This is a genomic window from Streptomyces spiramyceticus (assembly GCF_028807635.1).
Lineage (GTDB): Bacteria > Actinomycetota > Actinomycetes > Streptomycetales > Streptomycetaceae > Streptomyces > Streptomyces spiramyceticus.
Genome location: NZ_JARBAX010000001.1, coordinates 3,456,549 through 3,470,880, shown reverse-complemented (window position 1 = coordinate 3,470,880; position 14,332 = coordinate 3,456,549). Strand labels below are relative to the sequence as shown.

Below are 14,332 nucleotides of genomic sequence, written 5' to 3'. Positions count from 1 at the left end.
CCCGCTCGCGCCCCCTCCCTCCTCCGCCCATCGTCGGGTTGTCCGACCCGCGCATCCGGAGGTAGGTGCACCGTGTCCGTCGACACCGTTGACAGCGTCGACACCGCGGAGAGAGCCATCGGCCGGCCCGCGCCCGCAATCCGCACCGCCCTGCGCCGCGCCGCCCCCGCGCTCGCGCTCTTCGCCGCCGTCCGGCTGGCCGGGCTCCTCGCCGTTGCCCTCACCTCCTGGCACGTCGGCAAGAACCCGCTCACGCGGCTCGGCGACATCTGGGACTCGCGGTGGTACACGGCAATCGCCGCCCACGGCTACGGCCACCGCACCCTCACCTTCGCCGACGGCGTCGTCCAGAGCGACCTGGCCTTCTTCCCGCTCTACCCCGCCCTGATCCGGACACTCACCACCCTCGTCCCCGTCCCGCTCTCATCGGCCGCCGCCGGACTCCTGATCGCCTGGGCCGCGGCAGCCGCAGCCGCCTGCGGCATCTACCTGATCGGCGAGCGCCTGTACGGCCGGCCCACCGGCACGCTGCTGGTCCTGCTCTGGGCCCTGCTCCCGCACTCGGTCGTGCTGACCATGGCGTACACGGAGCCGGTGCTCGCCGCCTTCGCCGCCTGGTCGCTGTACGCCGTGCTCAGCGGCCGCTGGCTCTGGGCCGGCACCCTGGCCGCGCTGGCCGGTCTGGCCAGGCCCAACGGCATCGCCGTCGCGGCGGCGGTGGGCGCGGCAGCGGCGTACGAACTGTGGAAGCGCCGTGGCCGTATGCCCTGGCAGATCTGGACCGGCGCCGCCGTCGCGCCGCTCGGCTGGTGCGGCTTCGTGCTGTGGGTGGGGGCCGGGCGGGGCGACCCGCTGGGCGGGTATTTCGCGGTACAGGCCGACTGGACCTCGCGCTTCGACTTCGGCGCCGGGTCACTGCGCTTCGTACGCCACCTGCTGCTCGCCCCCGAGCGGCTGTCGTTCGCGATGGTGCTGGTGATCGTCGCGGCAGGGCTGGTGCTGTTTGCGCTGTTCCTGCTGGACCGTCCGCCGCTGCCGCTGCTCGTCTACACGGCCGTACTGGTGCTGATCACGATCGGCGGCTCCGGCTTCTTCGAGTCCAAGGCCCGCTTCCTGCTGCCCGCCTTCCCGCTGCTGATCCCCCTCGCGGGCGCCATGGCAAAAGCCCGGCCCCGAGCCGCGGTCGTGGTGACCGCCGCCCTGGCCGGGCTTTCGCTGAGTTACGGGACGTATCTGGTGACGATCGCCCCGGTGCCTTTGTAGGACAGCCCTTTGCAGGACCGCCCGTAGTGGGACCGCCCGTAGTGGGGCCGCCCGTAGTGGGGCCGCCCGTTCAGGCGTCGCTGTCGCCGTCGCCGTCTCCGTCGCCCGCGGCGGAGTCGACGTCCTTCTCCAGGCCGAGCTGCTCGACGAGCCACTTGTCGAACTCGATCGAGGCCCGCACCCAGCTGACCGTCGACGACACGAAGTGCTCAAGGCTGACGCCGGTGCCGATCAGCATCTGCGCCTCACCGATGAGGCGGACGGTGCCGTCGTCGTGGGTGTGGCTGTAGACCTTGGGCCACAGCGTGCGGCGGTTCCAGTCGTCGATCAGCTCAAGGAGCTGGATCTTCTCCTCGATCTGATGCGGACGGTCGTAGAAGGTGCGGACGGAGAAGACCTGCTGGTCGTCCTCGCCGCGGAACATGAAGTACGTACGGAATTCCTCCCACGGCGCGGCGAGGTCGCCCTCGTCGTCGACGACGTACTTCAGCTCCATCTGCTCGAGCAGCTGCTTGACGAGGTCCTGGTCGGGGACGACGGGGCCCGTCGGCCCTTCCGGCTGCGGTTCGGGCTGGCCCCCGAAGTTCGGAATCGAGGAGGGGTCAATAGACATCGCTGGGTACTCCTGAGGATGGCATGCCGTTACTTCTATCGACCCTAGCCCCGATTGCCGTCCGGCAACGCTCCGCCCTGAATCCGCCGGGCCCCGAGTCGGCCCTTACCGCGCACTACAGCGTCTTGACCGGCGCCCGGCCCACGATCAGGCCGTCCCCCGCCACATCCACCCGCACCGTGTCGCCATCCGTGACCTCGCCCGCGAGGATCTCCTTCGCGAGCCGGTCCCCGATCGCCGTCTGGATGAGGCGGCGCAGGGGCCGTGCGCCGTACGCCGGGTCCATGCCCTTGTCCGCCAGCCAGGCCAGTGCGGCCGGGGTGATGTCGAGGGTGAGGCGGCGGTCGGCGAGCCGCTTGGCGAGGCGCCCGGTCTGGAGCTCGGCGATGTGCGCCAGCTCGTCCTTCGACAGCGCCGAGAAGACGACCAGGTCGTCGAGACGGTTGAGGAATTCCGGCTTGAAGGAGGCCCGTACGATCTCCAGGACCTGCTGCTTCTTCTCTTCCTCGCTGGATTGGGGCATCTCCCTGCTCGAACGAAGTTGAGAGCTTGGGGAAGGCTCGACAAGGCTGTGCCCACTCAAGAACTGGCTGCCGAGGTTCGAGGTCAGGACGAGGATGGTGTTGCGGAAGTCGACCGTCCGGCCCTGGCCGTCGGTGAGGCGGCCGTCGTCGAGGACCTGGAGCAGGATGTCGAAGACCTCCGGGTGCGCCTTCTCGACCTCGTCGAGGAGTACGACGCTGTACGGGCGCCTGCGCACCGCCTCCGTGAGCTGGCCGCCCTCCTCGTAGCCGACGTAGCCGGGAGGAGCGCCCACCAGCCGGGCCACGCTGTGCTTCTCGCCGTACTCGCTCATGTCGATGCGGACCATGGCCCGCTCGTCGTCGAAGAGGAAGTCCGCGAGCGCCTTCGCCAGCTCGGTCTTGCCGACACCGGTCGGGCCGAGGAAGAGGAACGAGCCCGTCGGGCGGTCGGGGTCGGCGATTCCGGCGCGTGTGCGGCGTACCGCGTCCGAGACCGCCCGGACCGCCTCGTGCTGCCCGATGAGCCGCCGGCCCAGCTCGTCCTCCATGCGCAGCAGTTTCTGCGTCTCGCCTTCGAGGAGCCGCCCGGCCGGGATGCCGGTCCAGGAGCCGACCACGTCCGCGATGTCGTCGGGGCCGACCTCCTCCTTGACCATGGTGTCGGTACGGACCTCCGCCTCGGCGGCCGCGGCCTCCTCCAGCTCCCGCTCCAGGCCGGGGATCTCCCCGTACAGCAGCTTGGATGCGGTGTCGAAGTCGCCGTCGCGCTGGGCGCGCTCGGCCTGGCCGCGCAGTTCGTCGAGCTTCTCCTTCAGCTCACCGACGCGGTTGAGGCCCTGCTTCTCCTTCTCCCAGCGGGCGTTGAGGCCGCGCAGCTCCTCCTCCTTGTCGGCGAGGTCGCGGCGGAGCTTCTCCAGGCGCTGCTTGCTCGCCGGGTCGGATTCGTTCTTGAGCGCGAGCTCCTCCATCCGCAGCCGGTCGACGGCGCGCTGGAGCTCGTCGATCTCGACGGGTGACGAGTCGATCTCCATACGGAGCCGGGACGCGGCTTCGTCGACGAGGTCGATGGCCTTGTCGGGGAGGAAGCGCGACGTGATGTACCGGTCGGAGAGCGAGGCGGCCGCGACCAGCGCGGAGTCCGCGATCTGCACCTTGTGGTGGGCCTCGTACCGCCCCTTGAGCCCCCGCAGAATGGCGATCGTGTCCTCGACGGTCGGCTCGGCGACCAGCACCTGCTGGAAGCGGCGCTCCAGGGCGGCGTCTTTCTCGATCCGCTCCCGGTACTCGTCGAGGGTCGTCGCACCGACCATGCGGAGCTCGCCGCGGGCCAGCATCGGCTTGAGCATGTTGCCCGCGTCCATCGCGGAGTCGCCGCCCGCGCCCGCGCCGACGACGGTGTGCAGCTCGTCGATGAAGGTGATGATCTGGCCGTCGCTCTCCTTGATCTCGGAGAGGACGGTCTTCAGCCGCTCCTCGAACTCGCCGCGGTACTTGGCCCCGGCGACCATCGCGCCGAGGTCGAGCGCCACCAGCCGCTTGTTCTTGAGCGACTCGGGCACGTCGCCCTTGATGATGCGCTGGGCGAGCCCCTCGACGACGGCCGTCTTGCCGACGCCCGGCTCACCGATCAGCACCGGGTTGTTCTTCGTACGCCGCGACAGCACCTGTACGACGCGGCGGATCTCCTGGTCCCGGCCGATGACCGGGTCGAGCTTGCCTTCGCGCGCGGCGGCCGTGAAGTCGGTGCCGAACTTCTCCAGGGCCTTGTACTGGCCCTCCGGGTCGGGTGTGGTCACCCGGCGACCTCCCCTGATCTTTTCGAACGTGTCGAGGAGCTTCTTGGCAGTAGCCCCCTCCGCGGAGAGTACGTCCCCGGCCTTGCCGCCCTTGGCCGCGATGCCGATGAGCAGGTGCTCGGTGGAGAGGTAGTCGTCGCCGAGCTCCTTCGCCCGCTGGTTGGCGTCGGCGATGACGGCCAGCAGCTCGCGATTGGGCTGGGGCGGGGCGACGGTGGCCCCGGTGACGCTGGGCAGCGCGGCGAGCAGCCGCTCGGCTCCGCCGCGTACGGCCGCCTGGTCCGCGTCCACGGCGGCCAGCAGGTCGATGATGTTCGCGTTGTCCTCGCCCGCGAGCAGGGCCAGCAGCAGATGCCCGGGGGTCAGGTCCGCATGTCCGTCCTTTACGGCGCGATTGCTCGCCGCCTGGATCGCATCCCGGCTCTTGTTGGTCAGCTCTGCGTCCACGTGCGCTCTCTCCTCCTTGCGAACCCTGGTGAACCCTTGCGAAGCAGGCCAATCACCAGCTATGACTCATTCAGCGTGCACAAAGTTGAGTCTATTCCACTCAAGCTTGAGACGGTAGTGACCGGACCCCGGACCCCCGGGGCTACGCTTCCAGGCATGCCCATCGACGTACGCAACCCCAGCCCGGAGTACCTGGCCTTCTGGCGCGAGCGCCACCTCTGCACGCTCACGACCCTGCGCCCGAACGGCTCACCGCACGTCGTGCCGGTCGGAGTGACGTACGACCCGGAGGCGGGGCTCGCCCGCGTCATCACCAACAAGAACAGCACGAAGGTCGCCAATGTGCAGGCAGCGGGCGAGCTGGGCGCGCAGGTCGCCGTCTGCCAGGTGCAGGGCGGGTACTGGGCGACGCTCGAAGGGCGCGCGGTGGTCCGTACGGAGCCGGACGTGATCGCGGACGCGGTACGCCGCTACGCGGAGCGGTACGAGCGGATGCCGTCCCCGAACCCGGACCGCGTACTGATCGAGATCGCCCTGGAGAGGGCACTGGGCCGCGCGCCACTTCCCGAATGAAAACACCTGGGCGCAGCTGAGACCGACCGGATCGGCTGAGCTCGGCCGAGGTCGGCGGGGATCGGCCGGGCGCAGCACAACGGCGCCATCGTGTTCAGGTCCACGATGGCGCCGTTGTGTGGGGGAGCGCCTGGGCGATTTTTAACGACGGGGGAATCGCGTCAGGCGCTGCGGGGGGTGGCGGTGCTGGCATTTGGCTCGATCAGCTGGTGGTCCCGCTGGTCGAGATTGACGAAAACCATGCCGTAGCGCACGGCACAGCGAACGGGTTGTGGAGCCCCCCGGGGCTTGCGGAGGCACCGATAGGCACGGACGTCCTCGTCCTCTTCGCGCGCGACCAGGATCGGTTCGCCGAACAGGGTGACCATCAGCGAATCGCCACGGTGGGGAATGGCCGTGACAAGGTCGATGAAGTGCCAGCCCGAGCGGTAGGCAGTGGCCATTTCGCGCCTGAAGGTACGGTCGTCCGGTGGAACGGTCATGCGTCCGACTTGGCCGGTGTGGTGTCCCAGCCCGAGTCCAACGACCCGGCCTGGACCACATCCCAGCCCGAGTCCAACGACCCGGCCTGGACCACATCCCAGCCGGAGTCCGGCGGGCTTTCCGCTCGGGCGTTGCCCGAAACAAGGCCGGCGCCACTCATCGCCCCGAAGGCCACGGCCGCGGAGAAAAGACCGGCAAGCACCGAGCGAAGCATTCTCTTGTACATAGTCGGCTTCGTCCTCACTTGATGGATTCCTCTCCCCCGCGTCACAAGACGATGGCTCATTCAGGCACGTCAGTGCCACAGGAACGATGCATCATGTTCCTGCACGTTCAGGACCCTGGGGGGTGGAGATTTGCCAGTATTCAGCTCAAACCCGACACATGCCCATGCCGTGACTGAATTGTGCGACGAGGGGGCGCGACTTTACGCCAGTGCATTGGGGACCGGACGCATCCCCCGCGCGGAGGTGGAACCTGCCCCCTGCCTCCTGGAGTTCGCCCTGCTTCATCCCGACCCGGACGACCCGAACTGGCTCCGCCCTGTTCCGCCCTCCGCCGTTCTCGCACAGCGCCTTCACCCCCTGGAACGCGAGATCCAGGAGCGTAGACGGCTCTCGGTCGAGCTCACCGATGCTTTCGAGCCGTTCATGGCCATCAGTGCCCAGAGTCCGGCGCCCACTCATGCCATCACCGTGCTGGAGGGGTTCGACCGGATCAACGGTGCGCTCAACCTCGCGACCGCCGAGTGCCACAGCGAGATGCTCACGGTTCAGCCCGGCGGCGGCCGGAGCGCGAATGTGCTGACGCAAGCGCTGGAACGCGACCGGCCGCTGATAGAACGCGGCGTTCGCATTCGCACCCTTTACCAGCACACCGTCCGGCACAGCCAGGGCACGCTCGCCTACGCGGAGCGCCTGGCCGACGGCAAGCTGGAGATACGTACGCTCGAAGAGCTCTTCGGCCGCCTGATCATCTTCGACCGCACGGTCGCCTTCATACCCGCGCGCGACGACCGCCAAGTCGCCCTGGAACTGCGCCACCCGGGCCTGGTCGACTACCTCGCCGCAGTCTTCGAGCAGTTCTGGCAGCGCGCGGTCCCCCTCCAGGAGCAGGTCTCGTACAGCCACACCCCCGACGGCATATCCGGCGTACAGCGCTCAATAGCCAAACTGCTCGTGGAGGGTTACGTGGACGAGGCCATCGCCCGCCGCCTCGGCATGAACGTCCGCACCTGCCGGGCCCACATAGCCAAGCTCGCGGCCACCCTCGGCAGCGGCAGCCGCGCTCAACTCGGCTTCCTCATCGCACAGTCGGAAATCCTCGACCAAGATCACTGAAAGCACCACAGCCCTCCGTTGCCCGGGCGCCGACCCCATGGCATGATCACGCCCGGCGCTCCCCCCACACTCCTGGTGCCCTCAGACCGGACCGAGAGCGATCCCCAACTCCATGCCTCAGCGTCTCCGCGCTGCCTTCGCGACCGCTGCCGTGCTCGGCACAGCCGTCGCCGGCATCGCCCTGCCCACCACCGCCGCGCAGGCCGCGGTCACTTGCGCCGACGGCGTGTGGAAGGCGACGTACTACCCCAACACGTCCTTCTCCGGTACGCCGAAGCTCACCGCCTGCGACACGTCGATCAACGAGAACTACGGCACCGGCGACCCCGCCGGAGTCACCCTCCCCAACGACGACTTCACCGTCCGCTGGTCCACGACCCGCGACTTCGGCTCCGGCGGCCCCTTCGCCTTCAGCACCGAGGTACGTGACGGCATACGCGTGTACGTCGACGGGGTACGCAAGGTCGACGTCTGGAAGAACGTCTCCACCACCCAGAACAAGACCGTCAACCTCACCATCCCCAAGGGCCGTCACACGATCCGCGTCGACTTCGTCGCCTGGACCGGCTACGCCAACGTCAAGTTCGCGTACGCGCCCAGGACCTCGGCGGCTGTCGACACCGTCAAGCCCCTCGCCCCGACCGGAGGTTCGTCCACGTACTCGACCTCCACCTACCGGGCGACCGTCAAGTGGGCGCGCAACAAGGAGATGGACCTCGCCGGTTACCGGGTCAAGCGCTGCTCGGACCAGTGCACCTGGAAGACCGTGAACGGCAGCACCCTGCTGACCGGCACGTCCTTCACCGACGTGCCGCTGGCGAACGGGCAGCTCTACCACTACGCCGTCGCGGCCGTCGACAAGGCGGGCAACGAGTCGCCGCTGGGCGGCGCCAAGTACGTCGTCACCACCGACCTGCCCGACCCCGCCGTACCCACCGGCCTCAAGGCGACCGACACCGCGAAGGGCATCGCGCTCAGCTGGACGCCGTCCGCCGGCGCCGTGCGGTACAGCGTGGCGCGGCGGGAGGGGGACAACCTCGGCTGGGTGTCCGCCGGTACGCCCACCACTGCGTCGTTGACCGACACCACGGCCAAGGACAACACCCGTTACACGTACCAGGTGATGGCACACGACGGGTACGGCAACGTGTCCGCCGCCTCCTCCTCTGTGGGCATCACGCGCGCCGACCACCGCGTGCCGGGCGCACCGACGGGGCTGACGGCCACTCCCGCTGGCGACTACGGCGTGAAGCTCGCCTGGACCACCCCGCAGGACAGCGGCACGAGTATCCGCGTATACCGCTCCACCACCTCGCCCGTGTCCACGTCCGGCACGCCCATTACGTCGTGCTTCATGCACTACGGGACCTCTTCCTGCACCGACAGCGGCAACCTGCAGCGCGGCGTGACCTACCACTACGTCGTCACCCAGGTGAACGTGGACGGCGTGCAGTCGGCGCCCTCCAACGAGGTGACCTACACCCGTCCCGGCGACTCGACCCCGCCCGCCGCCGTCACCGGACTCACCGCGACCGCCACCGAGTACGGCATCAAGGTGGACTGGAACGACAGCCCCGAACCCGACCTGCTGCGCTACGAGCTCTACCGCGGTGAGCTGCACCAGGACGGCGAGGACACCGTGATCATGGTGGCCAACACCGAGTATCTCGGCGCGGACACCTCGGAGTTCCTCTACCAGGGCCGGCCGGACGGCGACACCTGGGCCTTCTACGTCGTCGCGGTCGACAAGTACGGCAACAAGCTCGACCCGCGCAGCGTCCCCGGCGGTTACGTCACGGCGACCGAGGCCGATCTGACGCCCACCGTCGAGACCCCGGACGGCTCCCCGCTCGACCTGACCGCCACTGCGGCCGACCCGGGCCCGGGAGTGGCGCTCTCCTGGACGTGCACCACCGGGTGCGGCGACATCACCGGGTTCCGGGTCCACCGCTGGGACCGCGCATCCGGTACGTACACCGAGCTCACCGGCTCCTCACTGGCGGCCGACGACCGCGCCTTCACGGACACGGCCGCACCGGCGGGCAGCACGTACTTCTACCGCGTGACGGCCGTCCACGCCGACGGCACGGAGTCCGTTCCCGCCACGGACTGGGCCTCACTGCGGCCCGCAGCCTGACCGCAGGCACTGACCTGACCGCAGGCACTGGCACACGGCGAAGGGGCCGGGAGGTTCACACCTCCCGGCCCCTTCGTGTGTCCTTACGACCACTCAGCCGTCCCGCTTCGGCCGCCACACCACCAGCGCGCTCGCCTGCTGCACGTCCTCGTACCGGACAAGGTCGCGCCGGTACGACGCGTGCACCTGCGCCTCGCGCTGCTGGAGCGCGACCGCCGCACCCTCCACCGCCGCGGAGAGTTCCGCGACCCGTGACTGCAGCGCCGCGACCTGGTTCTCCAGTTCGATGATGCGCTTGATGCCGGCCAGGTTGATGCCCTCGTCCTGCGACAACTGCTGCACCTGTCGGAGCAGTTCGATGTCGCGGGCCGAGTAGCGGCGCCCGCGCCCGGCCGTGCGGTCGGGGGAGACCAGGCCGAGGCGGTCGTACTGCCGCAGGGTCTGCGGGTGCAGGCCGGAGAGCTGTGCCGCGACCGAGATGACGTACACGGGTGTCTCGTCGGTCAGCTGGTATGGATTACGTCGCATGCGCGGGTCCATCTCATGCTCCCTTCGCGGCCTGGAACAGCTCCGCTCGCGGGTCCTCCCCCGCGGTCGCCTCACGGTAGGACTCCAGCGCCTCACGGGCCTTGGCGTCAAGGCCCTTGGGCACCTCGACCTCCACGGTGACCAGAAGGTCGCCGCGGGTGCCGTCCTTGCGGACCGCGCCCTTGCCTCGGGCGCGCATCGTCCGGCCGTTGGGCGTACCGGCCGGCAGTTTGAGGGTGACGGGGGGCCCGCCGAGGGTAGGCACCTTCACCTCGCCGCCGAGTGCCGCCTCCACGAAGGTGACGGGCACGGTGACGGTGAGGTTGTCGCCCTTGCGGCCGAAGACCGGGTGGGCGTCCACGTGGACGACGACGTACAGGTCGCCCGCAGGACCGCCCCGTTCACCCGGAGATCCCTTGCCGCGCAGCCGGATCCGCTGGCTGTCGGAGACGCCCGGCGGGATACGGACCTGCATGGTGCGCGACGACTTGGCGCGGCCGCTGCCCCTGCACACGTCGCAGGGGTCCTGGGCGATCAGCCCGCGGCCCCGGCAGTCGACGCACGGGTCGGTGAGCGAGAAGCCGCCCCCGCCGCCGCGCGACACCTGCCCCGTACCGACGCAGGTCGGGCACACGCGGGGTGTGCCGTTCTTGTCGCCCGTACCCGAACACGCCTTGCAGGGTGCCTGGCTGGACATCCGCAGCGGGACCGTGGCCCCGTCGACCGCCTCGGTGAAGCTGAGCGTCACCTCGGACTCGATGTCCTGGCCGCGGCGCGGCTGTGTTTCCGTACGTGCGCCCGGGCCGCCCCGGTTGAAGAGGCCCCCGAACACGTCCCCGAGGCCACCGCCGAAGCCGCCGGCGCCGGTCTGGGCTCCCCCGCCCTGGGCACCTCCGAAGAGGTCGCCCAGGTCGAAGTTGAATGAGCCGCCGCCGGCACCGGGGCCGGGCCGACCCTGCCTGTCAAAGAGGGCACCGTTGCCGAAGAGAGCACGCGCTTCGTCGTACTCCTTGCGCCGCTTGGTGTCGCCGAGGACGTCGTTCGCCTCGGAGATCTCCTTGAAGCGCTCTTCGGCCCTGGCGTCACCCTTGTTGGCGTCCGGGTGGAACTCGCGTGCGAGCTTCCGGTACGCCTTCTTGATCTCGGCCTCGGTGGCGTCCTTCGGGACGCCGAGAACCTTGTAGTAGTCCTTCTCGACGAAGTCCTTGGTGCTCATCCCCGACGTCCCTCCTTCCCGTTCCCGTTCTCGTTACTGCGCTTTCCGCCGACGTCAGCCCTCGTCCGGGCCACCGCTCTCCTCGTCCGATGCCGGGGCCGACGCCTCGTCCGCCTTGGCGGGCGGCGTGGCACCGGGCTGGGGCTCGGCGACCGCGACGCGGGCGGGCCGGATGGTCCGCTCGCCGATCCGGTAGCCCGGCTGCAGGATCGCAACGCACGTGGTCTCTTCGACGTCCGGTGCGTACGAGTGCATCAGGGCTTCGTGGATCGTCGGGTCGAAGGGCTCACCCTCCTTGCCGAACTGCTGCAGACCCATCTTGGCGGCGACCGTCTCCAGCGATTCGCCCACCGACTTGAACCCGCCGAGCAGCTCGCCGTGTTCACGCGCCCGGCCGACGTCGTCGAGGGTCGGGAGGAGCTCGGTCAGGAGGTTCGCGACGGCGATCTCCTTGACCGTGACCCGGTCCCGCTCCACCCGGCGGCGGTAGTTCTGGTACTCCGCCTGCAGCCTCTGGAGATCCGCGGTGCGCTCGTTGAGCGCCATACGGACCTGGTCCAGCTGCGCGGTCAGAGCCGCTTCCTTTACGTCCACGTCCCCGCCGGCGGCCGCCGGGCCCGACCCCTTGAGGGAGTCGGCCCCTGCCTGGTCAGGCGTGGCGGCCTGCGGCTCGGCGTCTTCTGTGCCGGCGCCGGAAGGGACGTCGGGCTTCTCCTCGAAGCCCGGAGTCTCCTCCGTCATGCGGCGCCTCCCTGACGTCCGGCGTCCTTCTCGTCGTCGACGATCTCGGCGTCGACGACGTCGTCCTCCGCCTTGGGCTGCTCGCCGGCGCCGGCGTCGCCCGCGGCCTGCGAGGCCTGGGCGTCCGCGTACATGGCCTGGCCCAGCTTCTGCGACACGGCCGCGACCTTCTCCGTCGCCGTGCGGATCTCCGCCGTGTCCTCACCCTTGAGCTTTTCCTTCAGCTCGGTGATGGACGTCTCGACCTCGGTCTTCACGTCACCCGGAACCTTGTCCTCGTTGTCCTTGAGGAACTTCTCCGTCTGGTAGACGAGCTGCTCGGCCTGGTTGCGGGCCTCGGCGGCCTCGCGGCGCTTGTGGTCCTCGTCCGCGTACTTCTCGGCCTCTTCGCGCATCCGGTTGACCTCGTCCTTCGGCAGCGAGGAGCCACCGGTGACGGTCATCTTCTGCTCCTTGCCGGTGCCGAGGTCCTTGGCAGCGACGTGCATGATGCCGTTGGCGTCGATGTCGAAGGCGACCTCGATCTGCGGGACACCGCGCGGGGCCGGCGGCAGACCGGTCAGCTCGAACATACCGAGCTTCTTGTTGTACGCCGCGATCTCGCGCTCGCCCTGGTAGACCTGGATCTGCACGGACGGCTGGTTGTCCTCGGCCGTCGTGAAGATCTCGGAACGCTTGGTCGGGATCGTCGTGTTGCGCTCGATGAGCTTCGTCATGATGCCGCCCTTGGTCTCGATACCAAGCGACAGCGGCGTGACGTCGAGGAGCAGAACGTCCTTGACCTCGCCCTTGAGGACACCGGCCTGGAGCGAGGCGCCGATGGCGACGACCTCGTCCGGGTTCACACCCTTGTTGGCGTCCTGACCGCCCGTGAGCTCCTTGACGAGCTCGGCGACGGCCGGCATACGGGTCGAGCCACCGACGAGAACGACGTGGTCGATCTCGGAGAGCTGGATGCCCGCGTCCTTGATGACGTTGTGGAACGGCGTCTTGCACCGCTCCAGCAGGTCGGCGGTCAGCTGCTGGAACTGCGAGCGCGTGAGCTTCTCGTCCAGGTGCAGCGGGCCCTCGGCCGACGCCGTGATGTACGGCAGGTTGATCGAGGTCTCGGTGGAGGAGGACAGCTCGATCTTGGCCTTCTCGGCCGCCTCGCGCAGGCGCTGGAGCGCCATCTTGTCCTTGGAGAGGTCCACGCCGTGACCGGAGTGGAACTGCTTCACGAGGTAGTCGACGACGCGCTGGTCCCAGTCGTCACCACCGAGGTGGTTGTCACCGTTGGTGGCCTTCACCTCGACGACGCCGTCGCCGATCTCCAGCAGCGAGACGTCGAAGGTGCCGCCACCGAGGTCGAAGACGAGGATGGTCTGGTCGTCCTTGTCGAGGCCGTACGCCAGGGCGGCGGCGGTCGGCTCGTTGACGATGCGCAGGACGTTGAGGCCCGCGATCTCGCCGGCCTCCTTCGTCGCCTGGCGCTCGGAGTCGTTGAAGTACGCCGGGACGGTGATGACCGCGTCGGCCACCTTCTCGCCCAGGTAGGCCTCCGCGTCGCGCTTGAGCTTCTGCAGGATGAAGGCGCTCATCTGCTGCGGGTTGAAGTTCTTCCCGTCGAGCTCGATGCTCCAGTCGGTGCCCATGTGGCGCTTGACCGACCGGATGGTCCTGTCGACGTTGGTGACCGCCTGACGCTTGGCAACCTCGCCGACCAGCACCTCACCGTTCTTCGCGAAGGCGACGACGGACGGCGTGGTCCTGGCGCCTTCGGCGTTGGTGATGACGGTGGGCTCGCCGCCCTCCAGAACGCTGACGACGGAGTTAGTAGTGCCCAGGTCGATGCCGACCGCACGTGCCATTTCAATTCCTCCAGCTGACTTGAGTGGAACAGACTCAAGGATGCACGACGGATCAAAAGTCGTCAACAGACATGAGTCGAGGAGGCTCAACTCTTATGCGGCCCTTATGTGCAGTGGCAGCTGGGCAGCGGTAACCCGAACGGGCGCCACAGGGGCGGCACGCCGCTGATCCACAGAGCGGGTTTCATGACGAATGCCATGAAAAGGTACGCCACATGTTCGCCAAGCGGATCTTCGACCTGACGGCCGGCCCGATCCTGCTGCTGATCGCCGCCCCCTTGATGCTCCTGGCCGCCGCGGCCGTCGCCGCAACCTCGCCGGGCCCGGTTCTCGCACGGACGACCAGGGCGGGCCTCGCGGGACGCCCCTTCCAGATGCTGACGCTCCGCACCAGGCCCGGGACGACGACCGGCCGGCTGCTCCGGCGGTGGCGTCTGGACGCACTCCCGCGGCTGATCCACGTACTGCGCGGCGAGATGTCCCTGGTGGGCCCCTGCGCGCTGCCGCCCGGCCATCCGGAGTCCACGGCGGCGCGGCAGCTCGTACGACCCGGTCTGACCGGTCTGTGGCAGATTGGGAGGCGCTCCGACCTACCGTGGGAGGAGATGGGCGTCCTGGATCTGCACTACGTCGACCAGCACTGGCTCGGCCTCGACCTGCTGATTCTGGTCCGCACCGTGCCCGCGGTCTTCGCCACCCGGGGCTGAGGCTCGCCTCAGCGACGCAGATCACCGCAGGCGCGGCTACAGTGCGGCCGCATAAGTGGGTACGCTCAGCACGAACTACATAAGTTACCGCTTAGTAAGCCCACTGGATTTCCA

13 protein-coding genes are annotated in these 14,332 nt (G+C 68.9%); 5 read left to right on the top strand and 8 right to left on the bottom strand.

Annotated features, from left to right (window positions below; all coding sequences use genetic code 11):
* Positions 1 to 72 precede the first annotated feature (72 nt).
* Positions 73 to 1,263, top strand: coding sequence for a hypothetical protein (locus PXH83_RS15775; RefSeq protein WP_420803174.1), 1,191 nt, complete (start codon positions 73 to 75; stop codon positions 1,261 to 1,263).
* Between the two features lie 70 nt (positions 1,264 to 1,333).
* Here the strand turns inward: PXH83_RS15775 and PXH83_RS15770 are convergent, their stop codons facing one another.
* Entirely contained in the window at positions 1,334 to 1,876 is a 543-nt protein-coding gene (locus PXH83_RS15770) for a type III secretion system chaperone family protein (RefSeq protein WP_274560914.1), read from the bottom strand.
* A gap of 115 nt (positions 1,877 to 1,991) precedes the next feature.
* Positions 1,992 to 4,643, bottom strand: coding sequence for an ATP-dependent chaperone ClpB (clpB, locus tag PXH83_RS15765; RefSeq protein WP_274560912.1), 2,652 nt, complete (start codon positions 4,641 to 4,643; stop codon positions 1,992 to 1,994).
* Between the two features lie 156 nt (positions 4,644 to 4,799).
* Here clpB and PXH83_RS15760 point away from each other — a divergent pair, with 156 nt between their 5' ends.
* Positions 4,800 to 5,216: a pyridoxamine 5'-phosphate oxidase family protein gene (locus tag PXH83_RS15760; protein ID WP_274560909.1), complete on the top strand. Its 417-nt coding sequence runs from the start codon at positions 4,800 to 4,802 to the stop codon at positions 5,214 to 5,216.
* A gap of 161 nt (positions 5,217 to 5,377) precedes the next feature.
* Here the strand turns inward: PXH83_RS15760 and PXH83_RS15755 are convergent, their stop codons facing one another.
* Both PXH83_RS15755 and PXH83_RS15750 read right to left on the bottom strand, forming a co-directional pair.
* The gene (locus PXH83_RS15755) at positions 5,378 to 5,698 is read right to left on the bottom strand and encodes a Rieske (2Fe-2S) protein (protein ID WP_214921540.1); all 321 of its coding nucleotides are present in this window, start codon (positions 5,696 to 5,698) and stop codon (positions 5,378 to 5,380) included.
* Positions 5,695 to 5,925, bottom strand: coding sequence for a hypothetical protein (locus PXH83_RS15750; protein WP_274560907.1), 231 nt, complete (start codon positions 5,923 to 5,925; stop codon positions 5,695 to 5,697). Before PXH83_RS15750 ends, PXH83_RS15755 begins: the two co-directional genes overlap by 4 nt.
* Before the next feature lie 130 nt (positions 5,926 to 6,055).
* On the opposite strand from PXH83_RS15750, the gene PXH83_RS15745 reads away from it, so the two are divergent.
* The gene (locus tag PXH83_RS15745; RefSeq protein WP_214921539.1) at positions 6,056 to 7,039 is read left to right on the top strand and encodes a helix-turn-helix transcriptional regulator; all 984 of its coding nucleotides are present in this window, start codon (positions 6,056 to 6,058) and stop codon (positions 7,037 to 7,039) included.
* Between the two features lie 112 nt (positions 7,040 to 7,151).
* Complete coding sequence (locus tag PXH83_RS15740; RefSeq protein ID WP_274560901.1) at positions 7,152 to 9,176, top strand: PA14 domain-containing protein; 2,025 nt, start codon at positions 7,152 to 7,154, stop codon at positions 9,174 to 9,176.
* Positions 9,177 to 9,269: 93 nt separating this feature from the next.
* Here PXH83_RS15740 and PXH83_RS15735 read toward each other — a convergent pair whose 3' ends face one another.
* The 4 genes from PXH83_RS15735 to dnaK are packed head-to-tail and all read right to left on the bottom strand — an operon-like array spanning position 9,270 to position 13,511.
* The gene (locus PXH83_RS15735) at positions 9,270 to 9,716 is read right to left on the bottom strand and encodes a heat shock protein transcriptional repressor HspR (protein WP_274560898.1); all 447 of its coding nucleotides are present in this window, start codon (positions 9,714 to 9,716) and stop codon (positions 9,270 to 9,272) included.
* 1 nt (position 9,717) lies between these two features.
* Positions 9,718 to 10,920, bottom strand: a complete 1,203-nt coding sequence (gene dnaJ / locus PXH83_RS15730; RefSeq protein ID WP_274560896.1) for a molecular chaperone DnaJ — start codon at positions 10,918 to 10,920, stop codon at positions 9,718 to 9,720.
* Positions 10,921 to 10,974: 54 nt separating this feature from the next.
* On the bottom strand, positions 10,975 to 11,661 hold the full coding sequence (grpE, locus tag PXH83_RS15725) for a nucleotide exchange factor GrpE (RefSeq protein WP_274560895.1): 687 nt from the start codon (positions 11,659 to 11,661) through the stop codon (positions 10,975 to 10,977).
* A complete protein-coding gene (gene dnaK / locus PXH83_RS15720) occupies positions 11,658 to 13,511 on the bottom strand; it encodes a molecular chaperone DnaK (protein ID WP_274560893.1) in 1,854 nt (617 codons plus the stop codon). The genes grpE and dnaK overlap by 4 nt, the downstream gene beginning before the upstream one ends.
* A 215-nt stretch (positions 13,512 to 13,726) precedes the next feature.
* Here dnaK and PXH83_RS15715 point away from each other — a divergent pair, with 215 nt between their 5' ends.
* Positions 13,727 to 14,218: a sugar transferase gene (locus PXH83_RS15715; protein ID WP_274560891.1), complete on the top strand. Its 492-nt coding sequence runs from the start codon at positions 13,727 to 13,729 to the stop codon at positions 14,216 to 14,218.
* Positions 14,219 to 14,332: the final 114 nt, after the last annotated feature.